Genomic DNA, 24940 nt, shown 5'->3' with positions numbered 1-24940 from the left:
GTTCTCCTAACTTCCCGTGCTCCGGTAGGCGCGCAGCCCCGCGCGCCAGGCGATCCCGGCGAGCGCGCAGCACAGCGCCGCCACCAGCGGCGGCGTGAACGCGGCCCACGCCGGCAGGTCGAGCGGATACGGCCGCCCCAGCACGTACAGCGCGGGCAGCCAGTTGACGAAGGCGAGCGGGAGGACGAACGTCACCCCGCGGAGCATGTCCTTGGCGAAGACGGTCGGCGGGTACTGGAGGAGCGTGTTGCCGCCGTACGTGAAGGAGTTCTGCACCTCGGAGGCGTCCTGGGCGACGAACTGGAACGCGCCGCCCGCCACGAACACCGCCGAGAAGATCGCCGCGCCGCTGAGCAGCATCATCGGCATCATCAGCACCTTGACCGGCGTCCAGTGGATGTCGAGGACGGCGAGGGCATACCCGAGGACGAGCAGCCCCTGGGTGATGCGGCCCAGGCGGCGCAGCGCGAAGCGGTCGGCGGCGACCTGTGCGAGCACCGGCACCGGACGCACCAGCAGGGTGTCGAGCGTGCCGTCGCGCACCCGGCGCCCCAGCCGGTCCATCGAGCCGAGCGCGAGGTCGGCGAACCCGAACGCGACCCCGGACACCCCGTAGAGCAGGGCGACTTCGGGCAGGCTGTAGCCGCCGAGCCGGTCGACCCGCGAGAACATCAGCAGGATCGCCACGAAGTCCAGGGCGGTCGCCGCGAAGTTCCCGAACGCGGTCATCGCGAACGACGCCCGGTAGGCCATCGTGGAACGGATCCACATCGCCGTGATCAGCCGGTAGGCGCGCAGCCCGTCCCGCAGCCGCTCGTACCGGCCCTGCCGCTCGAACGGACGGAACTCCACCGCCGGGACCGGCGCCTCACCGAGGGGCCCGGCCCGCGTCACCTTCTCCTCCACCGGGTCAGCCACCCTGGACCACCACCCTTCGTGTCGCCACCGACTGGACCAGCCGCCCGGCCGCCAGCAGCCCGGCCGCCCACGCGCCCTGCACCGCGTACGTGCCCAGCGGATCCGCCGTGCCCAGCAGGACGTCCACCGGCGCCTGGATCAGCGACGACCAGGGCAGTGCCCGTACGATCTCGCCGAGCGCCCCGGGGAACACGTTCAGCGGCAGCAGCATCCCCGAGCAGAAGATCCCGGCGATCGACGTCAGCTGCGCCACTCCCGCGCCGTCAAGCAGCCAGAACGCCGACAGCGCCACCAGGAACCGGATCGCGAACCCGACGACCACCCCGAGCGCGACCGCGACCAGGAACGCGAGCCAGGTCAGCGGATCCGACGGCAGCGCCAGGTCGAAGAAGAGCGCGCCGAACACCAGCGGGACCACTCCGCGGCCCAGCAGATGGAACAGCGCCCGCCCCATGTCCTGGGCGAGCCACCACAGCTGGAGATCGGCCGGACGGTACAGGTCGATCGCGATGTCACCCGTACGGATGCGTTCGATCAGTTCGTCCTCGAAGCCGCCGCCCATCATCGCGACCACCATCAGCAGGCCCTGGCTGACCCAGACGTACGTGAGGGCCTGCGCCTGGTCGTAGCCGCCGAGGTGCGGCCTGCTGTCCCACAGGGCCATGAACAGATACGCCAGGATCAGCCCGAAGACCGTGTTGGTGAAGACACCCGCCGCGGTGGCGACCCGGTAGGTGGCGTACCGCCGGAACCCGCCGGCCGCGACAGCCGCGTACAACCGCGCCGTGCCCACAACCCGTCCCCTTCCCCTGCGTTGAGCCAAAGCGCAGGAGCCTAGACCCGGCCGGGCGGGAGCCGCCACGCATTTTCCGGCACGACGCGTGCCGGGACGGGCGAGGGAACACATGGTGCGAGAGTCTTCATACGGGGCGCATCAGGCGTAAGAGGGCGCACGAGACCGTACGACGCGAAACGGGAGTCCGGCGAACAGATGAGCGACGAGCCGCAGCAGCGCAGCCAGGGCTGGGCATCCAGGGAACCGGGAACCGGCCCCCGCCCGGACCCGGCCCCCGCGGCGGGACCGCAGACAGGCCCGCGGCAGGGGCCGGGAGCAGGACCGGGCGGACCCGGCACCAGGCAGAAGCCGCAGGGCAGGGGCAGCGGGAAGGGCAAGGGGAGACAGCGGCCCAGGCGGACCGGCCTGCGCCGGCTCGTCCCGACCTGGCGCATGGTGCTCGGCACGATCCTCGGCACGGCCCTGCTCCTCACCGGCCTGTTCGCCCTCGGCTACTTCCTCGTCCGCATCCCCTCGGCGAACGCCGCGGCCGTCAAGCAGAGCAACGTCTTCCTGTACGCCGACGGCAGCCAGCTCGCCCGCGACGGCGACGTCAACCGCGAGAACGTCACCCTGGAGCACATCTCCAAGGCCGCCCAGCACGCCACCCTCGCCGCCGAGGACCGCGACTTCTACAGCGAGTCCGCCATCGACCCCAAGGCGATGATCCGCGCCGGCTGGAACACCGTCACCGGCAAGGGCCGCCAGTCCGGCTCGACCATCACCCAGCAGTACGTCAAGAACTACTACCTCGGCCAGGAACAGACCGTCACCCGGAAGGTGAAGGAGTTCTTCATCTCCGTGAAGCTCGACCGGGAGAAGAGCAAGGACGAGATCCTGGAGGGCTACCTCAACACCAGCTACTACGGCCGCAACGCCTACGGCATCCAGGCCGCCGCCCAGGCCTACTACGGCGTCACCGCCCGGGACCTCACCGTCGGCCAGGGCGCCTACCTCGCCGCCCTGCTCAACGCGCCCAGCGAGTACGACGTGATCGCCCACCCCGAGAACCGGGCCGGGGCCCTCGCCCGCTGGAACTACGTCCTCGACGGCATGGTCAAGAAGAAGTGGCTGACCCGCGCCGCCCGCGCCCGGGTCGCCTTCCCCGAACCCCGGCAGGCCAAGGGGTCGGCCGGTCTCTCGGGCCAGCGCGGCTATCTCGTCCAGGCCGTGACCGCCTATCTGACCTCGAACGGGATCCTCGACGAGGACACCCTCACCCGCGGCGGCTTCCGCATCACCACCACCCTCCAGAAGTCCAAGCAGGACGCCTTCGTCCAGGCCGTGAACGACCAGGTGATGGACCGGCTCGACCGCAAGAACCGCAAGGCGGACACCTACGTCCGCGCCGGCGGCGTCGCCGTCGACCCCGCCAGCGGCAAGGTCCTCGCGATGTACGGCGGCATCGACTACACCAAGCAGTACGTCAACAACGCCACCCGCCGCGACTACCAGGTCGGCTCCACCTTCAAGCCGTTCGTCTTCGCCTCGGCCGTCCAGAACGGCTCGGAGACCCAGGACGGCCGCCCCGTCACCGCGAACACGGTCTACGACGGCACCGACCAGCGCCCCGTCCAGGGCTGGAACGGCCCGGCCTACGCACCCGAGAACGAGGACGGCAAGTCGTACGGGGACATCTCCGTGCGCACCGCCACCGACCGGTCGGTCAACTCGGTGTACGCGCAGATGGCCGTCGACGTCGGCCCCGCGAACGTGGAACGGACCGCCGTGGCCCTCGGCCTGCCCTCCGACACCCCCGACCTGACCGCCTCCCCCTCCATCGCGCTCGGCCCGGCCACCGCCAGCGTCCTCGACATGGCGGAGGCGTACGCCACGCTCGCCAACCACGGCAGGCACGGCCCGTACACCCTCGTCCAGAAGATCACCAAGGAGGGTTCCGAGAGCGTCCGGCTGCCGGCCCGGGACGACACCACGGCCGAACGGCAGGCCGTGAGCCGCGAGGCCGCCGACACCACGACCTCCATGCTCCAGAGCGTCGTCGACGGCGGCACCGGCCAGGCCGCGCAGAACGCGGGCCGGCCCGCCGCGGGCAAGACCGGCACGGCGGAGGAGGACACGGCCGCCTGGTTCGCGGGCTACACCCCCGACCTCGCCACCGTCGTCGCCGTGATGGGCCAGGACCCCGACACCGGCGCCCACAAGCCCCTCTACGGCGCCCTCGGACAGGCCCGCATCAACGGCGGCGGCTACCCCGCGCAGATCTGGGCCCAGTTCACCCGGGACGCCCTGGAGGGGACCGACTACACGGACTTCGACCTCCAGCTCCAGCCGGGCTCGGAGGAACCGGACGAGTCCCTCTACGACCCCGGCACCACGGACCCCACCGGCGGCCAGGACGGCGGCGCCACCACCGACACCACCCAGGGCGGGGCCAACGGCAGCAGGCCCGCACCGTCGACCGGCAGGACGCCGGGCCACGGCCCCGCGCGGGAGCGGCCGCACGGGCGGACCGGCGGCGGCACGAGCGGCGGAACCAGTGGCACGGGCACGGGTGCCACCTCGGGTACCGGTGGCACGCGCACCGGCGGTGCTCACTCCGGCGGCACGCACACCGGTACCCGGGGCGGCACCGCCGGATCGGCCACCGGCGGCACCACGGGCGGCGCCGGGGGCGGCACCAGGGCGGTCAGATCCCCAGGTCCTTGATGATCTTCGCCACGTGCCCGGTCGCCTTCACGTTGTACAGCGCCCGCTCGACCTTGCCCTCCTCGTCCACGACCACCGTGGAACGGATGACACCGACGACCGTCTTGCCGTACAGCTTCTTCTCGCCGAACGCCCCGTACGCCTCCAGCACCGCCTTGTCGGGATCCCCGACCAGGGTGACCTTCAGCGACTCCTTCTCACGGAACTTCGCCAGCTTCTCCGGCTTGTCGGGGGAGACGCCGATCACGTCGTAACCGGCGCCCGCCAGCAGGTCGAGGTTGTCCGTGAAGTCGCAGGCCTGCTTCGTGCAGCCCGGGGTGAGGGCGGCCGGGTAGAAGTAGACGATGACCTTGCGGCCCTTGTGATCGGCCAGGGAGACCTCGTTGCCGTCGGCGTCGGGCAGGGTGAAGGCGGGGGCGGTGTCGCCGGGCTGGAGTCGCTCGCTCATCGGAACCTCACGTGGCCGGGGGGATGGAATGGATACGGAACGAGCGTAATGGGGGGTGCCGAGGGGTGCGGTCCGGTACGAACTGACAGACTGTCCGAATCAGGCAGTCACTACACGACCACGGAGGCAGCGCGGTGTCGGATACGTCGAGAACGCCGGATACCAGGACTCCGGCGCAGATCGAGGCGGACATCAAGCACCGCCGTACAACGCTCGCCGACACGCTCGACGAGATCGGCGTGCGGGTCCACCCGAAGACGATCGTCGGGGACGCCAGGGCGAAGGTCGCCTCGAACATCGACCACACCCTGGGAAGGGCCTACGTCGGCGTCAACCGTGTCGTCGGCGACGTGAAGGCCCAGTTCGTCACGGAGGACGGCGCGCCCCGGCTGGAGCGCATCGTGCCGGTGGCGCTCGTCGCGGTGGGGCTCGCCGGGCTGCTCGTGATGGGGACGCGTCGGCGCAAGGGCTGACCCGCCCGCGTACGGAACGGTCCGGGACAGGTAGGTTCGGGGCGTGAGCGCCAACCGTGAAACGCACAGCACCCATGACGACAAGCTGCCCATCCGGATGCTGCACGACCGCGTGCTGGTACGGCAGGACGCCGCCGAGGGCGAGCGGCGCTCCGGCGGCGGCATCCTGATCCCCGCGACGGCGGCCGTCGGGCGCCGGCTCGCCTGGGCCGACGTCGTCGCGGTCGGGCAGAACGTCCGTACGGTGGAGCCGGGCGACCGGGTCCTGTACGACCCGGAGGACCGGGCCGAGGTCGAGGTCCGCGGGGTCGCCTACGTGCTGATGCGCGAGCGGGACCTGCACGCCGTGGCCGCGGACCGCTTCGAGGGCTCCGAGGACTCGACCGGCCTGTATTTGTAGGGCGTACGGCCCCCGAAGGGGCCGGTGACCATGGTCACCGGCCCCTTCGTCATTCGTTTGCTACGGTGGAGGAACTCCCGACGAGACGCGCCGTACCGGGCTTCAGCAAAGACGACGCAGCCCTGTCCAGCCGTCGTCCCGTCTCCCGGAGGTACCCCCCATGGCCTGGGTTCTGCTGATCGTCGCCGGACTGCTCGAAGTCGGCTGGTCGATCGGGATGAAGTACACCGACGGCTTCACGCGGCCGGTCCCCAGCGTCCTGACGGGCGCGGGCATCGTGGCGAGCATGGTCCTCCTGTCCTACGCGGCCAGGTCCCTCCCCATCGGCACCGCCTACGGCGTATGGGTCGGCATCGGCGCGGCCGGCGCGGCCGTCCTCGGCATGACCCTCCTGGGCGAACCGGCCACAGCGGCCCGCATCTTCTTCATCTGCCTGCTCCTGCTCTCGGTAGTGGGCCTGAAGGCAACCTCGGGCCACTGACCCCACCGGAACACCCCTCACAGGGCGTAACCGTCCGATTAGTGGTTCGTTATTCCGTGCGAGGCAACGAACGTGTGGTCGAGATGAAGGGGGACACGGACGTGCGGAGCACAGGTGAACCGGCGGCGCGGGCCGTCCCACGGCAGGTGGCGCCGGACGCGGAACCGTACCGCAGGGAACGCCTCGCACCGGCCGTCGCCTCGGCGCGCAACTGGACCGATCTGATGCGGCGGCTCGGCCTGAGGCCGAGTGGAGGGCAGCGCCGCGTGCTCCAGGAGAAGGTGGCGGGCCACGGACTCGACACACGTCACTTCGTCAAGCGCAGCCCGTGGCACAAGTATCCGGATGCCGCGATCTCCGAGGCCGCCATGTCGTCGTCCTCGCTGCGCGAAGTCGCACTGAGGCTGGGAGCCACCCCGGCCACGGGAACGCTGTCCCACATCCGCCGGCGCATCGGCGCGGCAGGGATCGACATCAGCCATTTCCCGGGGATGGACCGGCCCGAGTCGGACCTGCCCTTCACCCCGGAGGAGTTGAGGGCGGCCGCGGCCGCGGCAACGAGTGTGCGGGGCGTGGCCCGCGCACTGGGCGTTCCTGACGACAGCCGCTCGCGTGCGACGCTGAGCCGGATGCTGGCGGCGCAGCACATCGACATCGGGCACTTCTCTCACCGGCGCACGTCGATCGCCGATGACACGTTGCGTGGTGTCGTGCAGAACTCCACCAGCTACGCCGACGTGATGCGCGGTCTCGGCATGGACGTCAACGACACCAATCACCGGCGCGTCCGGCGCGCGGCCTCCCGCCTGGGCCTCGACACCAGCCACTTCAAGCGCCGGGCCTGGGGGCGGCCTGAGCGCCCAGAACCTTCGGCAACGGCGCACCGGGTACTGGTCGTTCTGCCGGACCGGGCCGGCCGAACCAACAGAGCCCGGCTCCACCGCGCACTGAGCGAAGTGGGCGTGCCCTACGCATGCACGGAGTGCGGCAACGCCGGTACATGGATGGGTCGCCCGATGACCTTGCAGATCGACCACGTCAGCGGGGACTGGCGGGACAACCGCAGGGAGAACCTGCGGTACCTGTGCCCCAACTGTCACGCGATCACAAGCACCTGGTGCAGGGGAGGCAGAACACCGTGAGCGACTCCCGATACGATGGCAGGCGACTGGCGGCGGTGGCGCAACGGCTGACGCAGCAGACTTAGGATCTGTGGCCCGTGAAACGGCTTGAGGGTTCGAATCCCTTCCGCCGCACCCCGAACGGCCTGCGAATCGACAGATACGCAGGCCGTTCATTGTGTGCACTCAGCCCAACAGCTCCCGTACCACCGGTACCAGTGCCCGGAACGCCTTGCCTCGGTGGCTGATGGCGTTTTTTTCTGCGGGGGTCAGTTCGGCGCAGGTGCGGGACTCGTTCTCCGGCTGGAGGATCGGGTCGTAGCCGAAGCCGTTCGTGCCCGCCGGGGTGTGGCGGAGGGTGCCGAGGAGTTGGCCCTCGACCACGCGTTCCGTGCCGTCCGGCAGGGCGAGTGCCGCCGCGCAGGCGAAGTGGGCGCCCCGGTGGGGGGCGTCGATGTCGGAGAGCTGGGCGAGGAGCAGGTCCAGGTTGGCCTGGTCGTCGCCGTGGCGGCCGGCCCAGCGGGCCGAGAAGATGCCGGGGGCGCCGTTCAGAACGTCGACGCACAGGCCCGAGTCGTCGGCGACGGCCGGCAGGCCGGTGGCCCGGGCGAGGGCGTGGGCCTTCAGCAGGGCGTTCTCGGCGAAGGTGACGCCGGTTTCCTTGACGTCGGGGATGTCGGGGTAGGCGTCCGCGCCGACGAGGTCATGGGTGAGCCCTGCGTCGGCGAGGATCGCCTTCAACTCGGTGAGCTTTCCGGCATTGCGGGTGGCGAGGATCAGGCGGGTCATGCCCGCCAGTATCGCCGAGCCGCCCCCCTGACCCGGTCTCAGGTCACCCCTGACACCGGGTCCGGTGCCGCCGGTCAGCCGGGGCTCTACGGCGTGCACACCTTCGTCAGTTCGCCCGCCGCCGCCGTGACGGGGGTGATGTCGGGGGTCGTGTCGCCGTTCCTGACGGCGGTGCGGACGTTCGCGACGGCCTTGTTCAGCTCGTCGACCGCCTTGTTGACGTCGGCGTTGTCGGTCTTGTCGCCGATCTTGCCGAGGTTGTTCTCGATGGCGTTGAGGGACGCGTCGGTCTGCGTCGGGTCGTTCGCGGCGTTCTCGACGGCCTGTTGGAGCGCGGTGACGCTGTCGGCTATCGAGTCGGCGGTCTGCACGCAGTCGAGCGCCTTGCCGACCGCGTCGCAGCCGACGGCCGCCGGAAGGGCGACGAGTGCGGCGACGAGTGCGAGTGCGGCGGTACGGCGGCGGTTGCGGTGGCGCGCGGCCATGGAACGGTCCCTCCCCGTGGGCATGGTGTGGTGCGGCCACGTCGGAGGGCCGGACCGGTCCGCGGTGCGGTCGGCCCGGTCCGCCCTGGGAGGCCGGCAGGGCGCACGGCAGGACCGTACGCCCGTACCCATAAGAACGCGAAGGGTTAACCCGCGGTTGCCTGTGAGGCCTCTTCGAGTACCGCGCGCTGGATGGCGGCGAGTTCGTCGCAGCCCGCGACGGCGAGGTCCAGCAGGGCGTTGAGCTCCTTGCGGTCGAAGGGCTCGGCCTCGGCGGTGCCCTGGACCTCGACGAAACGTCCGTCGCCGGTGCAGACGACGTTCATGTCGGTGTCGGCCCTGACGTCCTCCTCGTAGCAGAGGTCGAGGAGGGGGACTCCGCCGACGATGCCGACGGAGACGGCGGAGACGGTGCCGGTCAGGGGCTTGCGGCCGGCCCGGACGAGCTTCTTGCCCTGGGCCCAGGTGACGGCGTCGGCGAGGGCGACGTACGCGCCGGTGATGGCGGCGGTGCGGGTGCCGCCGTCGGCCTGGAGGACGTCGCAGTCGAGGACGATGGTGTTCTCGCCGAGGGCCTTGTAGTCGATGACGGCGCGCAGCGAGCGGCCGATGAGCCGGCTGATCTCGTGGGTGCGTCCGCCGATCTTGCCGCGGACGGATTCGCGGTCGCCGCGGGTGTTGGTGGCGCGCGGGAGCATGGAGTACTCGGCGGTGACCCAGCCCTCGCCGCTGCCCTTGCGCCAGCGCGGTACGCCTTCGGTGACGGAGGCGGTGCAGAAGACCTTGGTGTCGCCGAAGGAGACGAGGACGGAGCCCTCGGCGTGCTTGCTCCAGCCACGCTGGATGGTGATGGGGCGCAGCTGTTCGGGGGTGCGGCCGTCGATTCGAGACATGGTGTCGAGCCTAGCCGCACGGGTGTGAGGGGCTGTCCGCCGGTGGCGGAATCAGCCCCTCACGGGTGAGCGGTGTCGCTGAGGCGCGGTGCGGCCGGTGCGGCCGGGGCGGCTTCAGCGGGTCGGGTCGCTCACATGAGGTCTTCGATGTCGGCGGCGATGGGGTCGGCGTCGGTCCCGATGACGACCTGGATGGCGGTGCCCATCTTGACGACGCCGTGGGCGCCGGCGGCCTTCAGGGCGGCCTCGTCGACGAGTGAGGGGTCCTTGACCTCGGTGCGGAGGCGGGTGATGCAGCCTTCGACCTCTTCGATGTTGTCGATGCCGCCGAGCCCGGCGACGATCTTCTCAGCCTTCGTGGCCATGTCCTACTCCCTGATCAGAACCGCTTTGTCGCAGTAACCCACAGTTGGCCCAGCTTCGCGAGCGGTCATGTCGTCGGTGCCGAATGATGGCGATCACGACAGAGCGACCCGTCGTCAACTGGTCTACACCAGTCGGCGGGCAGTCGCCAAACCGGCCCGCCCGGAGGACGCCGATGAGTGCCGTTAGTGACGTATCGCCCGCTCGTGCCCGCTGGAACACGGCGTTCCAGGGTCTTCAGAAGATGGGCCGCAGCCTTCAGCTGCCGATCGCGGTGCTGCCGGCGGCGGGCATTCTCAACCGGCTCGGCCAGCCCGACGTGTTCGGGGACGAGGGACTCGGCTGGAACAAGCTCTCCAAGGTCATGGTGGGCGCGGGCGGCGCCCTGCTCGACGGCTCGCTGGGCCTGCCCCTGCTGTTCTGCATCGGCGTGGCGATCGGCATGGCGAAGAAGGCGGACGGCTCGACGGCGCTCGCGGCGGTGGCGGGCTTCCTCGTCTACTACGGCGTGCTGCACCAGTTCCCCGAGGGCTGTCCGGGCGGTTCGAAGGCCATTCCGGGCATCGGCTGCCAGGTGAGCGAGACCGGCGGTGGCGTGACGGCGTTCACCTTCCAGAACCCGGGCGTGTTCGGCGGCATCATCATGGGTCTGCTGGCGGCCTGGTTCTGGGCCCGTTTCCACCGTACGAAGCTGGTGGACTGGCTCGGCTTCTTCAACGGGCGGCGTCTGGTGCCGATCCTGATGTCGTTCGTGGCGATCGGGTTCGCGGCGCTGTGTCTGTGGGTGTGGCCGCCGATCGGTCACGGCCTGGAGAACTTCAGCGACTGGCTGCACCACGCGGGTTCGTGGGGAGCGGGCGTGTTCGGTCTCGCGAACCGGGCCCTGCTGGTGATCGGTCTGCACCAGTTCCTGAACGTGCCCATCTGGTTCCAGTTCGGCAGTTACACCAAGCCGGACGGCACGGTGGTGCACGGTGACATCAACCAGTTCCTGGCGGGCGACCCGCACGCGGGGCAGTTCCTGACGGGCTTCTTCCCGATCATGATGTTCGCGCTGCCGGCGGCGGCGCTGGCGATGACGCACTGCGCGAAGCCGCACCGCCGCAAGGAGGTGGGCGGTCTGATGCTGTCGGTGGCGCTGACCTCGTTCGTCACCGGCATCACCGAGCCGATCGAGTACTCGTTCCTGTTCATCGCGCCGCTGCTGTACGCGGTGCACGCGGTGCTCACGGGTGTGTCGATGGCGGTGAGCTGGGGACTGGGCGTGCACGACGGCTTCAGTTTCTCGGCGGGTCTGATCGACTACGTCATCAACTGGAACCTGGCGACCAAGCCCTGGCTGATCATCCCGATCGGCCTGTGTTTCGCCGTCGTCTACTACGTCATCTTCCGGTTCGCGATCACGAAGTTCGATCTGAAGACGCCCGGGCGGGAGCCGGACGAGGAGGTCGAGGACACCACGAAGGCGTAGACCTCGGCGCGAACCGCCTGGCGCACGCGCGGCGAAGGCCCCTGGACCTGCTGGTCCGGGGGCCTTCGGCATGAACGGAATCTTCTCTTCCGGTTATGACCCGGCCCACAAAATTGGCACCTTCCTTATCCAGCCTTCACCGTGCTACAACAGGTCTACACCACTGGTGGTGTAGACCACACGGTCGCTGCCGAACCCCGTCGTACCCCTTTCCGTCCCCCGGGCAGCGCCCAGCGCATGGAGGAACTATGAGCACCGCCACCGTCTCGGCGGCACCCGCGAAGAAGCGGGGATCCGGCCTGTTCCAGGGCCTGCAGAAGATCGGCCGCAGCCTTCAGCTGCCGATCGCCGTGCTTCCGGCGGCGGGCATCCTGCTGCGTCTGGGAGTGCCGGACATCGCGCAGAAGCTGCACCTGCCCGACAAGGTCACGGAGGTGTTCGCCACCGCCGGCGGCGCGATCTTCGACAACCTGCCGATGCTGTTCTGCATCGGTGTCGCGATCGGCTTCGCCAAGAAGGCGGACGGCTCCACCGCCCTCGCCGCGCTGGTCGGCTTCCTGGTCTACAGCAACGTGCTCAAGGCCTTCCCGGTCACCGAGGCGAAGATCCAGAAGGGCGCCGACATAGCGGCGACCTACAACAACCCCGGTGTCCTCGGCGGCATCATCATGGGTCTGCTGTCCGCCGTGCTGTGGCAGCGCTTCCACCGCAAGAAGCTGGTGGACTGGCTCGGCTTCTTCAACGGCCGTCGCCTGGTGCCGATCATCATGGCGTTCGTCGGCACGGCCATGGGTGTCTTCTTCGGCCTGGTCTGGGAGCCGATCGGCACCGGCATCTCCAACTTCGGTGAGTGGATCACCGGTCTCGGCACGGTCGGCGCGGGTCTGTTCGGTCTCATCAACCGCGCGCTCATCCCGGTCGGCATGCACCAGTTCGTGAACGCCGTGTCCTGGTTCCAGATCGGCGACTTCAAGAACTCCGCCGGCGTCGTCGTCCACGGTGACCTCAACCGGTTCTTCGCCGGTGACCCGAGCGCCGGAATGTTCATGTCGGGCTTCTTCCCGATCATGATGTTCGGTCTGCCGGCCGCCGCGATCGCCATCGCGCACTCCGCCCGCCCCGAGCGCCGCAAGGCCGTGATGGGCATGATGATCTCGCTGGCGCTGACCTCGTTCGTGACGGGTGTGACCGAGCCGATCGAGTTCTCGTTCATGTTCATCGCCCCGCTGCTGTACGCGATCCACGCGGTGCTGACGGCCCTGTCCCTGGCGGTCACCTGGGCGCTCGGTGTCCACGCGGGCTTCACGTTCTCCGCGGGCTTCATCGACTACGCGCTCAACTGGAACCTGGCCACCAAGCCCTGGCTGATCATCCCGATCGGTCTGGTGTTCGCCGCGATCTACTACGTGGTGTTCCGCTTCGCGATCACCAAGTTCAACCTCCCCACCCCGGGCCGTGAGCCCGAGGAGGAGATCGAGGACCTCACCAAGGCGTGAGCCGTCCCTCCCGACAGCCGAAGGCCCCCGGAACCGTCTGGTTCCGGGGGCCTTCGCCGGTTCCGGGGTCCCCGGGCCGTGTCGACGGTCCTTCGGCCGTGCGGCGCGGCCGGTCAGATCTCGTACGTCGCCCCGGGTGCCGCCAGTTCCACCGGGCCCGGGTACGCCGATCGGGCGTCCCTCAGGTTGGTGGCGGCGTCCGTCCACGGGGGGATGTGGGTGAGGACCAGACGGCGGGCGCCCGCGCGGGCGGCGGTCTCGCCGGCCTCCAGACCGTTGAGGTGCAGGCCGGGGATGTTCTCCTTGCCGTGGGTGAACGCGGCCTCGCACAGGAACAGGTCCGTGTCACGGGCGAGTTCGTCCAGGACCTCGGTCGCCCCGGTGTCGCCGGAGTACGTCAACGACCGTCCCCCGTGCTCCACCCGGATGCCGTACGCCTCCACCGGGTGCGCCACCCGTTCGGTGTGCACGGTGAACGGGCCGACCTCGAAGGTGGACGGCTTGACCGTGTGGAAGTCGAAGACCTCGCTCATGGACGAGGCGGTGGGGGTGTCGGCGTAGGCCGTGGTGAGACGGTGCTCGGTTCCCTCGGGGCCGTAGACCGGCAGCGGGGCGCAGCGGCCTCCGTCGTGCCGGTAGTAGCGCGCGACGAAGTAGGCGCACATGTCGATGCAGTGGTCGGCGTGCAGATGACTCAGGAAGATCGCGTCGAGGTCGTAGAGACCGCAGTGGCGCTGCAGCTCTCCCAGGGCACCGTTGCCCAGGTCGAGGAGCAGCCGGAAGCCGTCGGCCTCTACGAGGTAGCTCGAGCAGGCCGATTCCGCGGACGGGAACGACCCCGAGCAGCCGACGACGGTGAGCTTCATAAAGCAGAAACCTCCGCTGGCGGGTAACGGCTGGGAAGGTGGGAGACGGGGGTCGTGCGGTCCGTCGAGCGTAAGGCGCAAAAGGGCCGGTCGCTCCTCCGCCAGGGGCTGTTGTGGGCGAACTCACCTGTGCTGTCACCGGTTCGGATGGACCTGCGGGTCGGCGTTTGGATCAGTTCGGACAGCGTTCCGGGAACGCCGGGGTGCGTCGCAGGGCGGGCGGGGGTACGCGCGCGCCGGTACCTTCTGTGCTGTGGACACGTCCTGGTGGATCGCGTTGGCGGCGGTGGTTCTGCTCGCGCTGGTCGCGACGCTGGTGGACGGCTGGGGGCGCCGCGGGCGCCGGCCGGCCGGGCGGACGCGTCCGCCGGGCCGGGGCCGGGGACCGCGCCGGGCCGCGCGCGGGCGCGGCGGGCCGTTGCCGCGGGCGGCGGAGATCTGGTGGGCGAACGTGCCGTACGAGGACGGTCCCGGCGCCAAGGACCGGCCGTGTCTGGTGCTGGTGGTGCGCGGGAAGCGGGTGACCGTCGCGAAGATCACCAGCAAGTACCACGACGAGCGGCCCGGGGTGATCCCGCTGCCTCCGGGTGCGGTGGGGGACGCCCAGGGGCGGCCGAGCTTCCTGGAGACGGACGAGCTGCGCGAGGTGCCGGTCGGCGACTTCCGGCGGCGGGTCGGTGTGGTGGACCCGGTGTTGTGGGACCAGGTCAGATACCTGGCCCGCTGAGCCGCTCCCTCGGGCCGACCGCCGGCACACTGAGCCGCTCCCCCGGGGCCGGCCGTCCGGCACGCCGAGCCGCTCCCCCGGGGCCGACGGAAACGCCGAGGGGCGCGGGGGGGGGGGGGGGGCCGTCGGGGCCCCCCCCCCCCCGCCCCTCGGTGAACACAGTCCGCGGCTAGGCCCAGAGCTGGCCCTGGAGTGTCTCGATGGCCGCTTCCGTCGTCGCCGCGGTGTAGACGCCCGTCGACAGGTACTTCCAGCCGCCGTCCGCGACCACGAAGGCGATGTCGGCCGTCTCTCCCGCCTTGACGGCCTTGTTGCCGACGCCGATCGCCGCGTGCAGCGCGGCTCCGGTGGAGACGCCCGCGAAGATGCCCTCCTGCTGGAGGAGTTCACGGGTGCGGGTGACCGCGTCCGCCGAGCCGACGGAGAAGCGGGTGGTGAGGACGGAGGCGTCGTACAGCTCCGGTACGAAGCCCTCGTCGAGGTTGCGCAGGCCGTACACCAGGTCGTCGTAACGGGGCTCCGCGGCGACGATCCTGACGTCCGGCTTGTGTTCGCGCAGGTAGCGGCCGACGCCCATGAGGGTGCCGGTGGTGCCGAGGCCCGCCACGAAGTGCGTGATGGACGGGAGGTCGGCGAGGATCTCCGGGCCCGTCGTGGCGTAGTGGGCGCCGGCGTTGTCGGGGTTGCCGTACTGGTAGAGCATCACCCAGTCCGGATGCTGGGCGGAGAGTTCCTTGGCGACGCGCACGGCGGTGTTGGAACCGCCGGCGGCCGGGCTGGGAACGATCTCGGCGCCCCACATGCCGAGCAGGTCACGGCGTTCCTGCGAGGTGTTCTCGGGCATGACGCAGACCATGCGGTAGCCCTTGAGCTTCGCCGCCATGGCCAGGGAGATGCCGGTGTTGCCGCTGGTCGGCTCCAGGATCGTGCAGCCCGGGGTGAGCCTGCCGTCCTTCTCCGCCTGCTCGATCATGTGGAGGGCCGGCCGGTCCTTGACGGAGCCGGTCGGGTTGCGGTCCTCCAGTTTCGCCCAGATTCGGACGTCCGCGGACGGCGACAGCCGCGGCAGGCGCACCAGGGGGGTGTTGCCCACCGCGGCGAGCGGGGAGTCGTAGCGCATCGGAGACCAGGGCCCGATCAGGCCATGCCGCCGGCGACGGCCGGCAGGATGGTGACGCTGTCGCCGTCGGTCAGCTTGGTGTTGATGCCGTCGAGGAAGCGGACGTCCTCGTCGTTGAGGTAGACGTTCACGAAGCGGCGCAGCTCGCCGCCGTCGACGATCCGGGCCCGGATGCCCGTGTGACGGGTGTCGAGGTCGGTGAACAGCTCGGCGAGGGTCGCTCCGCCGCCCTGGACGGCCTTCTCGCCGTCGGTGTAGGTGCGGAGGATGGTGGGGATGCGGACCTCGATGGCCATGGTTGCGGGCTCCTGTCGGAAGGTGTGTCAGGTCGGAAGACGCGCGGCGGCGCGGGCGGGGAAGGGGTACGCGGGTTGCGGAGCCGCGGCTCTCCGGCCGTACGACGGCGGCAGGTCAGTGCGTACAGATGGCGCTCTGCAACCTACAGAGGTCGACGTGCAGCCGCGCCACGAGCAGCATGCCCGGCGTCTTGTCGCTCACGTCGTTCAGAACCATGGGCTCATCGTATCGATTCCCGGTACGGCCCCCGGAGTGTGATCTCGCATTCCGGACGCTTTTCGGCCGATGGGTGAGATCAGTAGCTCTCCACGACCTTGACCTCCTCCTCCGTGACCTCCCCGTCCACGATCCGGTAGGAGCGGAACTGGAAGGGACCGGCGTCGTCGGTGTCCGCCGTGGAGACCAGGACGTAGTGCGCCTCGGGCTCGTTGGCGTAGGCGAGGTCGGTGCGGGAGGGGTATGCCTCGGTCGCGGTGTGCGAGTGGTAGATGACGACGGGTTCCTCGTCGCGGTCGTCCATCTCGCGGTAGAGCTTGAGCAGATCGCCGGAGTCGAACTCGTAGAACGTGGGCGAGCGGGCCGCGTTGAGCATCGGGATGAAGCGTTCGGGGCGGCCGGTGCCGGCGGGCCCGGCGACGACGCCGCAGGCCTCGTCGGGGTGGTCCTGGCGAGCGTGGGCGACGATCTGGTCGAACAGGGCCTCGGTGATGGTCAGCATGCTGGTCAGGATAGACAGAAGGGCCGTCCCGTACCGAGGAGTGGTACGGGACGGCCCGTATGCCGGACGTCCTGAGCGGTGGCCCGACGGCCGGGCGTCCGTGGTGGCGGTCAGCCGACCTTTTCGAGCTCCGGCTCGCGGCGCTGGGTGACCTGGGGGTTGCGTGCCTTGAGGACCGCCCAGCCGACGGCCAGGGCGGCGGCCCAGACGGCCATCACGTACAGGCAGATGCGGGAGTCGGCGTCGTAGGCGATCAGGCCGGTGACGAACAGCAGGAACGCGACGGCGACGTAGCTGCACTTGGCGCCGCCCGGGGCGGGGAAGGACGAGGCCGGGAGCCGGCCCGCGTCGACCGCGCGGCGGTAGAGGATGTGGCTGACCAGGATCATCAGCCAGGTCCAGATGCCGGCCGCGGTGGCCACCGAGGTGACGTAGCCGAAGGCCTTCCCGGGGGCGACGTAGTTGAGGACCACGCCGATGCCCATGAACAGCACGGAGACGGTGACGCCGAACGCGGGCGTCTTGCTGGCCGACAGCCTGCTGAAGACCTTGGGGGCCTCGCCGCTCTCGGCCAGGTTCCGCAGCATGCGGCCCGTGGAGTACATGCCCGAGTTGCAGGAGGAGAGGGCGGCGGTGAGGACCACGAAGTTGACGATGCCGGCGCCGGCCGGGATGCCGATCTTCGCGAAGGCCGCGACGAACGGGCTCACGCCCGGCGCGAACTCCGTCCACTTCACGACGCAGAGGATGACCGTGAGGGCACCGACGTAGAAGAGGGCGATGCGCCACGGAAGGGTGTTGATGGCCTTCGGGAGGGTCTTCTCCGGGTCCTCGGACTCGCCCGCGGTGACGCCGACGAGCTCGACGGCGAGGTAGGCGAACATGACGCCCTGGAGGGTCATCAGGGACGAGCCGATGCCGTTGGGGAAGAAGCCGTCGAACTGCCACAGGTTGCTGACGGAGGCGGTGTCACCGGCGGAGCTGAAGCCGAAGGTCAGCACGCCGATGCCGATGATGATCATGCCGAGCAGGGCGGTGACCTTGACCATCGAGAACCAGAACTCGATCTCGCCGAAGAGCTTCACCGAGATCAGGTTCGCCACGAACAGGACGACCAGGAAGACCAGCGCGGTCACCCATTGGTGGATGGCCGGGAACCAGTAGTGGACGTAGATGGCGGCGGCCGTGAGCTCGGCCATGCCGGTGACCACCCACATCAGCCAGTACGTCCAGCCGGTGAAGTAGCCGAAGAACGGGCCGAGGAACTCGCGGGAGTACTCGGCGAAGGAGCCCGAGACCGGGCGGTAGAGCAGGAGCTCGCCGAGCGCCCGCATGATGAAGAAGATGATCACGCCGGCGAGGGCGTACATCACGATCAGGCTGGGTCCGGCCTTGGCGATGTTCGCCCCGGCTCCCAGGAAGAGGCCGACGCCGATGGCGCCGCCGATCGCGATCATCTGGACCTGACGGCTGCCGAGCCCGCGCTCGTACCCCTCTTCGGGGGCGTCGCCGCCCACGGCCTCACTGCCGTCGTGGATCTTGCCGACCTGCGATGAGGTCATGTCTGGTGCGCCTTTCTCCAAACCGGTCCGAGCCGGTCCCACGGCTTCGAATCGGCTTCCGATCCCCCCGGACAGGTGGAGCTTGTGCCTGGCCGGCGGTCCGCCGGCTCGGTGGCGCACCCGGCGGGACATGGGTGGTGTCCTGCCGGGCGGTCGTGAAGATTTATCACGGTGGCGGCGCTGATCGGGGAAGGCCGGTGTTGCGCAGACCACAGGAAGAACCGGACAAAACGATGAACCGCGCCCCAAAGGACGCGGTTACGGTGACGTGATCGTTATCCGGATTTGAGCGTCCGCTGAGCGACCGCGGGCCCTGTCGTCCGCCTCCCGCGGGTCAGGGCAGCAGCGTGGTGACCAGCGTCTCCTGGAGGCCGCCCAGCCAGAGGTACGCCATCACCATCGGCTTGCGCGGGTCCTCGTCGGGGAGGCGGTAGAGGAGCTCGGTGTCCTCCTCGTCGACGACGTCGAGCCGTGAACCGATCGCCAGACGAAGGTCGTTGAGGGCGCGGAGCCACTGCCCGGACTGGGCGGGGGTCAGTTCCAGGACCGCTCCGCCGTCGCCGCCGGGTGTCAGCGCGTCGAGCGAGCGGATCACCGTGAGGGCGTTCTCGCGCTTGCCGGCGCGCAGGTCGTTCTCGGTGAAGCGGCGGAACTCGGCGGAGTGGGCCTGCTGCTCGTCGGCCTGCTCGGGCGTGTCGGCCTCGACGCCGGGTCCGCTGTAGGCGTCGGGGAACAGACGCCTGAGGACCGGGTCGCTCGGCGGCTCGCTGGGGCCCTCGGCGAACAGCTCGGCGAGCGGGTCGGCGGAGGCGTTCTCCGCGGGGCCGGGACCGATGAGTTCCAGGAGCTGGACGGCGAGGGTGCGGATGATGGAGATCTCGACCTCGTCGAGCGCGACGGCCGCGCCGCCGCCGGGGAGCGGTTCGAAGTGTCCGGGCATGGAGTGAGTTCGCTACTTCCGGTCCTGCGGGCGGTCGGTTGACAGGGGGCCGGCTACTTCCGGTCCTGCTGAAGGGTCGCCCACAGACCGTAGCCGTGCATGGCCTGCACGTCGCGTTCCATCTCCTCGCGCGTGCCGCTGGAGACGACGGCCCGGCCCTTGTGATGGACGTCCATCATCAGCTTGGTGGCCTTGTCCTTGGAGTAGCCGAAGTACGTCTGGAAGACATACGTCACATAGCTCATGAGGTTGACCGGGTCGTTGTGGACGATCGTGACCCAGGGGACGTCCGGCTCGGGTACGGCGAAGACCTCCTCCGCCGACTCGGTCTTCTCGATCTCTAGAGGTGCGGGAGCCGTCACACCGCCCATGCTCCCACCAGAGGGGGTCACCCGCATAAACGGACCCCGGGAACGGGCCGCCACCACGGGAATCGCCGACCAGGAAACAGAAATCGTCAAACTGACGAGATGGGGGTACGATCCCTGCCATGAACACAGCGGACCTTGGGCTGCCGGTGGATGTTCCGTCTACGGCGCTCTTCACGGACCAGTACGAGCTGACGATGCTGCAAGCCGCGCTCGCGGCCGGGACCGCCGGGCGGCGCTCGGTCTTCGAGGTCTTCACCCGCCGGCTGCCCGAAGGACGGCGCTACGGGGTTCTCGCGGGCACCGGACGCGTCCTGGACGCCGTCGAGAACTTCCGCTTCGACCCGGACCTCCTCGGCTTCCTGCGCGAGCGCGGGATCGTGGACGAGCCGACCCTCGAGTGGCTCGCCTCCTACCGCTTCGGCGGGGACATCTGGGGCTACCCCGAGGGCGAGGTGTACTTCCCGGGCTCGCCCGTCCTGCGGGTCGAGGGCAGCTTCGCGGAGTGCGTGCTCCTGGAGACGGTGATCCTCTCGGTCCTCAACCACGACTCCGCCATCGCGGCGGCCGCCTCCCGCATGGCCTCCGCCGCGGGCGACCGGCCGCTGATCGAGATGGGCGCCCGGCGCACCCACGAGCTGGCCGCCGTGGCCGCCTCGCGCGCCGCGTACATCGGCGGGTTCACCAGCACCTCCGACCTGGCCGCCGGTTTCCGTTACGGCATCCCGACCGTGGGCACCTCCGCGCACGCCTTCACGCTCCTGCACGACCACGAGCGGGACGCCTTCCGGGCCCAGGTGGACTCGCTGGGCCGCGGCACCACCCTGCTCGTGGACACCTACGACGTCGCCGAGGCGGTCCGCACGGCCGTCGAGGTCGCCGGGCCCGGACTCGGCGCGGTGCGCATCGACTCCGGCGACCTGCTGCTCGTCGCCCACCGGGTGCGCCGGCAGCTGGACGAGCTGGGCGCGACCGGCACGAAGATCGTCGTGACCTCGGACCTCGACGAGTACGCCATCGCCTCGCTCGCCGCGGCGCCCGTGGACGCGTACGGCGTCGGCACCCAGCTGGTGACGGGATCCGGCCATCCGACGTGCTCGATGGTCTACAAACTGGTCGCCCGTGCCGAGTCGGCCGACCCGAAGGCGCCGCTGGTGCCGGTGGCCAAGAAGTCCACGGGCGGCAAGACGTCCGTCGGCGGCCGCAAGTGGGCCGCGCGCCGCCTGGACGGCCAGGGGGTCGCGGAGGCCGAGGTCATCGGCGTCGGACCGGTGCCCGCGGAACTCTCCGACCAGCAGCTCCTGGTCCAGCTGGTCAAGGGCGGACAGGTCCTGGCCCGCGAACCGCTCGACGTCGTACGGGACCGGCACGCGGAGGCCCGCGCCCGGCTGCCGCTGTCGGCGACGCAGCTCTCGCGCGGCGAACCGGTGATCCCCACCGAATACGTCTGAGGCGTCCGGGGCGGATGGTGCGGGCGGTACCGGAGTGGCACCGCGCATGAACCCTCGGTGAGCGGGAATGCAACGGCAGCGTGCCCGAGCGGGCCGCGAAGCCGAATACCCCCTCCCGCACCGCCCCGGAATTCTCTAGGCTCGGAAGTTCAACGGCCGGGCCCGCACCCTTGTCTGCCGCACCCATAGCCGAAGGACACAGCCCATGCGCCGCGCCTTGATCGTCGTAGACGTGCAGAACGACTTCTGCGAGGGAGGCAGCCTCGCGGTGGCCGGCGGCGCCGACGTGGCCGCCGCCGTCACGGAGCTGATCGGGCAGGCTCCCGCCGGATACCGGCACGTGGTCGCCACCCGTGACCTCCACATCGCCCCCGGGGGCCACTTCGCCGACAACCCCGACTACGTGCACTCCTGGCCCGCGCACTGCGTGGCCGGCACCGAGGGGGTGGGCTTCCACCCGAACTTCGCCCCGGCCGTCGCCTCCGGCGCGATCGACACGGTCTTCGACAAGGGCGCCTACGCGGCGGCCTACAGCGGCTTCGAGGGCGCCGACGAGAACGGGATGGCCCTCGGCGACTGGCTGCGGGCCCGCGGGATCGGCGAGGTGGACGTCGTCGGCATCGCGACCGACCACTGCGTGAAGGCCACGGCCCTGGACGCGGCCCGGCAGGGCTTCCGCACGACCGTCCTGCTGGACCTGACCGCGGGAGTGGCGGAGGAGACGACCCAGCGGGCGCTGGAGGAGATGCGCGCCGCCGGGATCGAGCTCACGGGCAAGCCCGTGGTCTAGGGCCCTTCCGGAGCCGCCGTGGCCCGCCGTGGACCGTCACGGCCTGTCGCGGCCCGGGACAGGAGACGGCCCGGACCACGTGACAGCCCGGGGGCACGTCACGGCCGGAGACGGCGTCACGGCTGGGGTGCCGGGCGTCTGAGGAGGGTTCTGGCCGGGTGCCAGAGCTCCTGGGAGAGCTCGGTGCAGCCGCTCTCGGGCGCCGTGCGCCATATGAGCCCGTCGGGATGGTGCAGGACGGCGGTGATCTCGTCGGGGGTCGGCGGGGCCGCGTTGCCCCGCAGATAGACGGCACGCAACCCCAGGTTGCGCAGCCGGGTCAGGGCACGGGCCCGGTTCGGGGCGAGGACCAGGAACCGCACGCAGCCGCCCGCCCCACCTGCCGGACTGGGCAGGTTCAGCGCCACGACGACGCTGCCGTTGGGCAGTCTGGAGAAGCCTCCTGCGGCCATGCGGTCACACCCCCGTGTGAGTCGATGTCGATGTCGGTGTCAATAAGCCGGGCACAGGACGCACCTAAACACGATCGGCGGCAACCCGCCAGGGGTTGCCGCCGATACGCTTCTGACCTGCGCAAATACCGATTACTTCACTGCGGGGCCGACCTTGAGGGAGATCGTCGAGCCATCCTTGGCCTGCTTGACGATCTCGATCTTGGTGTTGGTGTCAGTGACCTTGACGCCGCCGGTCGGGTTCCGGTTGTCGTAGTAGTCGCTCGTGTGGTCGTTGAAGACCGACACGCCCTTCGACGACGGGATCTTCGTGGCGACGTCGGCGCTGTGCAGCGTGATGCCGCTCGTGCGGTACAGGCTGAACGGGGAGTCGTAGGCCTGGATGCGGTTGCGCATCAGCGTGCCGTTGTCCCACCACAGGGCCTTCGGGTGCGAGTCGACCGGAAGCGCGAGGCCGACACCCGGGTGCTGACTGGTGTTGTTGTCGGCCTGCGAGGTGTCCCACTTCCAGATCAACAGACCGGTCTGGTACGGGTAGTGCTCCACCCAGTCCGGACGGGTCGTGGAGAAGCCGAAGTTGTACGGGCCGACCTTGAGGGTCTTGTCGTACGAGACGTACTGGCGGTTCTCCGCGATGTAGTACTGCGCGTAGGCCTTGGTGAACGAGGAGCCGATGCGCGAGAAGCCGGCGGCGGTCCAAGCGGGGTCGGCCGTCTCGGCGTTGTCCGAGAAGAGCGCGGTGCCGTCGGCGGTCACGCTGATCTCGTCGGCCGCGAAGCCCTTGAGCGCCACGCCGCCGTCGCTCTGGTAGCGGAAGCGGATGTCGATCTTCTTGCCCGCGTAGGCGTCGAGCGGGTACACGAGCTTCTTGTACGCGTCGACCGTGCCGGTGAGGGCGGGCTTGTCGCTGCCGTCGCGCGGGATGGCGGCGCCGTCCACCGTGCCGTCCAGGGCGGTCCAGTTGGCGCCGCCGTCGGTCGAGACCTCGGTGTACAGGTAGTCGTAGTTCGCCTCGATGTCGTACCAGCCGTCGAGGGTCAGCTTCGCCGAGGACTTGCCCGTGAGGTCCACGGACCGGGTCAGCGTGTTCTTCAGGTTGTCACCGCTGCCGCTCCACCACTGGGACGAGCCCTGCGCGGGGTTGACGACCGTGGTCGTGACGTCCTTCTCCGGCAGGTCGACGACGAGTGCCTGCTTGTTCCAGGTGTTGTACTCGGCGACGCCCAGCTTGTGGGTGGACTGCTTGCCGGCCTTGGCGGTGTCGTAGTTCAGCCAGCCGAGCTGGAGCTTGTCCCAGGCGTTGAAGTCGCCGGGGAGGTCGCCGATGGACTGCTTGCCGGTGCCGAGCCACGAACCGGAGGACATCAGGGTCCAGAAACCGGTGGAGTTGTCGCCGCCGGCGGTGTCGTAGTGGTCCGGCAGACCGAGGTCGTGGCCGTACTCGTGGGCGAAGACGCCGAGTCCGCCGTTCTCCGGCTGGATGGTGTAGTCGCCGACCCAGATGCCGGAGTCGCCGATCTGCGCGCCGCCGAGCTTGTTGTCCGCGGGGCCCGTGGCGCCGGCGTCGGTGCCGAAGGCGTACCAACGGTGGGCCCAGATCGCGTCCTTGCCCTGGGCGCCGCCGCCCGCGGACTCGTCCTCACCGGCGTGGACGATCTGGAAGTGGTCGATGTAGCCGTCCGGCTCGTTGAAGTTGCCGTCGCCGTCGTAGTCGTAGCGGTCCCACTGGTCGAACTGGGCCAGGTCCGCCTTGATGGCCGCGTCGGTCTTGCCGGCCGCCTTCTGCTGGGCGACCCAGGCCGTGACGCCGTCCTTGACGACGTTCCACACGCTCGGGCAGTTGGTGCTGCCGCAGGCGTTGTTGCCGTAACGCGCCTCGTTGTAGGGCACCTTGACCCAGTCGGCGACCTCGCCGTCGACCGAGTAGCGGCCCGAGGACTGCGTCTCGTAGAACTTCTTCATCGACTCGGTGTTCTTGCCGGTGCCGAAGTAGAGGTTCTGGAAGTGCTTCTGGTTGTAGTCCGCCTGCCAGGCCGTGCTGTTGTCCTTCGCACGGTCCGGCGCGGCTATCTGGTTGTGCGCGGGCCCGGCGGTGCCACCGAACTTGGGGTCCGTCTTGTCGCCGAACTCGACCAGGATCGTGAAGATCTTGTCGGTCTTCTCGCGGCCGAGCTCCACGTACTTGGAGTCGCCCTTCTTGCTCTTCAGCTGGACGACCTTGGAACCGTGACGGTCCTGCACCTTGGCGTCGCCGGAGATGACCTGGTTCAGCGCCTCCTGGCGCTGGGCGTTCTGGGTCTTGCTCAGCGGTCCGTCCAGGTCGTGATCGACCGTGTTCCGGACCGGCTGGGGGTCGTGGCGTTCCACGACCGGTGACGCGTGGGCCGCATCGGCCTGCGCCACGGCGTACGTCGAGAACGTGGCGGTGGCCGCCGCGAGGGCGACGCCCACCGCGGCTGCTCTGAACGTCCATGGTCTGTTGGTCACTTGATGTCCTCCCCCGCGCACGTTCGCGCGGAGGGGGTTTCCGGGTCATGGAGGTCCGCGCGCGCCACGCGATTCAAGTGACGACATTTGACCGGAGTTACCAAAGAAAAAACAGATCTTGACTTGAACCTGGCAAGTGCATTATGCGGAGCCTACGTTCGGTATCCGGACGACTCCAAAACGGTCAACAGGCGCGCTCTCCCGTCCACTTGGTGGACGTGATGACTCCGTGCGCCCCCTGTGCTCCGGCACCGTGGGTAAGGTCACGCTTACCGGACGTTCCACTCGGGCATGCAGGCGAATAGAGTCGATTGGCGAAGCG

Annotated in this window: 27 protein-coding genes, 1 tRNA gene and 1 riboswitch; of the genes, 11 read left to right on the top strand and 17 right to left on the bottom strand. The window is 69.7% G+C overall.

What is annotated here, in order from left to right; genetic code table 11:
• Window positions 1–6: 6 nt before the first annotated feature.
• Both ACFWI4_RS09800 and ACFWI4_RS09795 read right to left on the bottom strand, forming a co-directional pair.
• On the bottom strand, window positions 7–852 hold the full coding sequence (locus ACFWI4_RS09800; RefSeq protein ID WP_387193152.1) for an ABC transporter permease: 846 nt from the start codon (window positions 850–852) through the stop codon (window positions 7–9).
• A 58-nt stretch (window positions 853–910) separates the two neighbouring features.
• Window positions 911–1711, bottom strand: a complete 801-nt coding sequence (locus ACFWI4_RS09795; RefSeq protein ID WP_385407708.1) for an ABC transporter permease — start codon at window positions 1709–1711, stop codon at window positions 911–913.
• A gap of 198 nt (window positions 1712–1909) precedes the next feature.
• Here ACFWI4_RS09795 and ACFWI4_RS09790 point away from each other — a divergent pair, with 198 nt between their 5' ends.
• The gene (locus ACFWI4_RS09790) at window positions 1910–4420 is read left to right on the top strand and encodes a transglycosylase domain-containing protein (RefSeq protein ID WP_387192986.1); all 2511 of its coding nucleotides are present in this window, start codon (window positions 1910–1912) and stop codon (window positions 4418–4420) included.
• Here the strand turns inward: ACFWI4_RS09790 and bcp are convergent.
• Window positions 4401–4868, bottom strand: coding sequence for a thioredoxin-dependent thiol peroxidase (bcp, locus tag ACFWI4_RS09785; RefSeq protein ID WP_387192983.1), 468 nt, complete (start codon window positions 4866–4868; stop codon window positions 4401–4403). The two genes, ACFWI4_RS09790 and bcp, sit on opposite strands and share 20 nt — an antisense overlap.
• A gap of 134 nt (window positions 4869–5002) precedes the next feature.
• Between bcp and ACFWI4_RS09780 the strand changes: the two genes are divergently transcribed.
• The 5 genes from ACFWI4_RS09780 to ACFWI4_RS09760 all read left to right on the top strand — a co-directional run bounded on the left by ACFWI4_RS09780 (window position 5003) and on the right by ACFWI4_RS09760 (window position 7478).
• Entirely contained in the window at window positions 5003–5341 is a 339-nt protein-coding gene (locus ACFWI4_RS09780) for a DUF3618 domain-containing protein (protein WP_387192980.1), read from the top strand.
• A gap of 97 nt (window positions 5342–5438) precedes the next feature.
• Window positions 5439–5741 carry a co-chaperone GroES gene (locus ACFWI4_RS09775; protein WP_202555156.1) on the top strand — a complete coding sequence of 101 codons (303 nt, stop codon included), beginning with the start codon at window positions 5439–5441 and terminating at the stop codon, window positions 5739–5741.
• Between the two features lie 52 nt (window positions 5742–5793).
• Window positions 5794–5862: riboswitch (guanidine-III (ykkC-III) riboswitch) on the top strand.
• Between the two features lie 39 nt (window positions 5863–5901).
• On the top strand, window positions 5902–6222 hold the full coding sequence (locus ACFWI4_RS09770) for a DMT family transporter (RefSeq protein WP_387192977.1): 321 nt from the start codon (window positions 5902–5904) through the stop codon (window positions 6220–6222).
• A 266-nt stretch (window positions 6223–6488) separates the two neighbouring features.
• Window positions 6489–7364: an HNH endonuclease gene (locus ACFWI4_RS09765; protein ID WP_387192974.1), complete on the top strand. Its 876-nt coding sequence runs from the start codon at window positions 6489–6491 to the stop codon at window positions 7362–7364.
• A 29-nt stretch (window positions 7365–7393) separates the two neighbouring features.
• Window positions 7394–7478, top strand: a tRNA-Leu gene (locus ACFWI4_RS09760).
• 51 nt (window positions 7479–7529) lie between these two features.
• On the opposite strand, the gene rdgB is transcribed toward ACFWI4_RS09760, so the two are convergent.
• The 4 genes from rdgB to ACFWI4_RS09740 all read right to left on the bottom strand — a co-directional run bounded on the left by rdgB (window position 7530) and on the right by ACFWI4_RS09740 (window position 9875).
• Entirely contained in the window at window positions 7530–8132 is a 603-nt protein-coding gene (rdgB, locus tag ACFWI4_RS09755; protein WP_385407722.1) for an RdgB/HAM1 family non-canonical purine NTP pyrophosphatase, read from the bottom strand.
• 86 nt (window positions 8133–8218) lie between these two features.
• Window positions 8219–8617, bottom strand: coding sequence for a hypothetical protein (locus ACFWI4_RS09750; protein ID WP_387192970.1), 399 nt, complete (start codon window positions 8615–8617; stop codon window positions 8219–8221).
• Window positions 8618–8763: 146 nt separating this feature from the next.
• The gene (gene rph / locus ACFWI4_RS09745) at window positions 8764–9510 is read right to left on the bottom strand and encodes a ribonuclease PH (protein WP_385407726.1); all 747 of its coding nucleotides are present in this window, start codon (window positions 9508–9510) and stop codon (window positions 8764–8766) included.
• Between the two features lie 131 nt (window positions 9511–9641).
• Window positions 9642–9875, bottom strand: a complete 234-nt coding sequence (locus ACFWI4_RS09740) for a PTS glucose/sucrose transporter subunit IIB (protein WP_019065908.1) — start codon at window positions 9873–9875, stop codon at window positions 9642–9644.
• A 173-nt stretch (window positions 9876–10048) separates the two neighbouring features.
• Between ACFWI4_RS09740 and ACFWI4_RS09735 the strand changes: the two genes are divergently transcribed.
• Together ACFWI4_RS09735 and ACFWI4_RS09730 are read left to right on the top strand one after the other, a co-directional pair.
• Window positions 10049–11344 carry a PTS transporter subunit EIIC gene (locus tag ACFWI4_RS09735; RefSeq protein ID WP_387192966.1) on the top strand — a complete coding sequence of 432 codons (1296 nt, stop codon included), beginning with the start codon at window positions 10049–10051 and terminating at the stop codon, window positions 11342–11344.
• A 248-nt stretch (window positions 11345–11592) separates the two neighbouring features.
• A complete protein-coding gene (locus ACFWI4_RS09730) occupies window positions 11593–12840 on the top strand; it encodes a PTS transporter subunit EIIC (RefSeq protein WP_385407732.1) in 1248 nt (415 codons plus the stop codon).
• Window positions 12841–12953: 113 nt separating this feature from the next.
• On the opposite strand, the gene ACFWI4_RS09725 is transcribed toward ACFWI4_RS09730, so the two are convergent.
• On the bottom strand, window positions 12954–13706 hold the full coding sequence (locus ACFWI4_RS09725) for an MBL fold metallo-hydrolase (RefSeq protein WP_387192963.1): 753 nt from the start codon (window positions 13704–13706) through the stop codon (window positions 12954–12956).
• 253 nt (window positions 13707–13959) lie between these two features.
• Between ACFWI4_RS09725 and ACFWI4_RS09720 the strand changes: the two genes are divergently transcribed.
• Window positions 13960–14433 carry a type II toxin-antitoxin system PemK/MazF family toxin gene (locus ACFWI4_RS09720; RefSeq protein ID WP_387192960.1) on the top strand — a complete coding sequence of 158 codons (474 nt, stop codon included), beginning with the start codon at window positions 13960–13962 and terminating at the stop codon, window positions 14431–14433.
• Between the two features lie 169 nt (window positions 14434–14602).
• Here ACFWI4_RS09720 and ACFWI4_RS09715 read toward each other — a convergent pair whose 3' ends face one another.
• From ACFWI4_RS09715 to clpS, 7 genes are all read right to left on the bottom strand, one after another.
• Window positions 14603–15553, bottom strand: a complete 951-nt coding sequence (locus ACFWI4_RS09715) for a PLP-dependent cysteine synthase family protein (RefSeq protein WP_387192957.1) — start codon at window positions 15551–15553, stop codon at window positions 14603–14605.
• Window positions 15554–15570: 17 nt separating this feature from the next.
• Window positions 15571–15849 carry a MoaD/ThiS family protein gene (locus ACFWI4_RS09710; protein ID WP_385405216.1) on the bottom strand — a complete coding sequence of 93 codons (279 nt, stop codon included), beginning with the start codon at window positions 15847–15849 and terminating at the stop codon, window positions 15571–15573.
• Window positions 15850–15964: 115 nt separating this feature from the next.
• Window positions 15965–16066 (bottom strand): putative leader peptide, encoded by a 102-nt coding sequence (locus ACFWI4_RS09705; protein ID WP_339129578.1) that lies wholly within the window; start codon window positions 16064–16066, stop codon window positions 15965–15967.
• Between the two features lie 79 nt (window positions 16067–16145).
• Window positions 16146–16568, bottom strand: coding sequence for a Mov34/MPN/PAD-1 family protein (locus ACFWI4_RS09700; RefSeq protein WP_387192954.1), 423 nt, complete (start codon window positions 16566–16568; stop codon window positions 16146–16148).
• A gap of 110 nt (window positions 16569–16678) precedes the next feature.
• A complete protein-coding gene (locus ACFWI4_RS09695) occupies window positions 16679–18130 on the bottom strand; it encodes an amino acid permease (protein ID WP_387192951.1) in 1452 nt (483 codons plus the stop codon).
• Between the two features lie 334 nt (window positions 18131–18464).
• Window positions 18465–19070 carry a DUF2017 domain-containing protein gene (locus ACFWI4_RS09690; RefSeq protein ID WP_385405208.1) on the bottom strand — a complete coding sequence of 202 codons (606 nt, stop codon included), beginning with the start codon at window positions 19068–19070 and terminating at the stop codon, window positions 18465–18467.
• Window positions 19071–19123: 53 nt separating this feature from the next.
• Window positions 19124–19441, bottom strand: coding sequence for an ATP-dependent Clp protease adapter ClpS (gene clpS, locus ACFWI4_RS09685; protein ID WP_355760981.1), 318 nt, complete (start codon window positions 19439–19441; stop codon window positions 19124–19126).
• Window positions 19442–19560: 119 nt separating this feature from the next.
• Between clpS and ACFWI4_RS09680 the strand changes: the two genes are divergently transcribed.
• Both ACFWI4_RS09680 and ACFWI4_RS09675 read left to right on the top strand, forming a co-directional pair.
• Entirely contained in the window at window positions 19561–20889 is a 1329-nt protein-coding gene (locus ACFWI4_RS09680; protein WP_387192947.1) for a nicotinate phosphoribosyltransferase, read from the top strand.
• Between the two features lie 205 nt (window positions 20890–21094).
• Entirely contained in the window at window positions 21095–21679 is a 585-nt protein-coding gene (locus ACFWI4_RS09675) for an isochorismatase family protein (RefSeq protein WP_387192944.1), read from the top strand.
• A 116-nt stretch (window positions 21680–21795) separates the two neighbouring features.
• Here ACFWI4_RS09675 and ACFWI4_RS09670 read toward each other — a convergent pair whose 3' ends face one another.
• A complete protein-coding gene (locus ACFWI4_RS09670; protein ID WP_385405201.1) occupies window positions 21796–22131 on the bottom strand; it encodes a hypothetical protein in 336 nt (111 codons plus the stop codon).
• Between the two features lie 132 nt (window positions 22132–22263).
• Complete coding sequence (locus ACFWI4_RS09665; RefSeq protein ID WP_387192941.1) at window positions 22264–24618, bottom strand: immune inhibitor A domain-containing protein; 2355 nt, start codon at window positions 24616–24618, stop codon at window positions 22264–22266.
• Window positions 24619–24940: the final 322 nt, after the last annotated feature.

The sequence above is a fragment of the Streptomyces sp. NPDC127038 genome (assembly GCF_042725875.1).
GTDB lineage: Bacteria > Actinomycetota > Actinomycetes > Streptomycetales > Streptomycetaceae > Streptomyces.
This window is presented reverse-complemented; position numbering and strand designations above follow the sequence as displayed.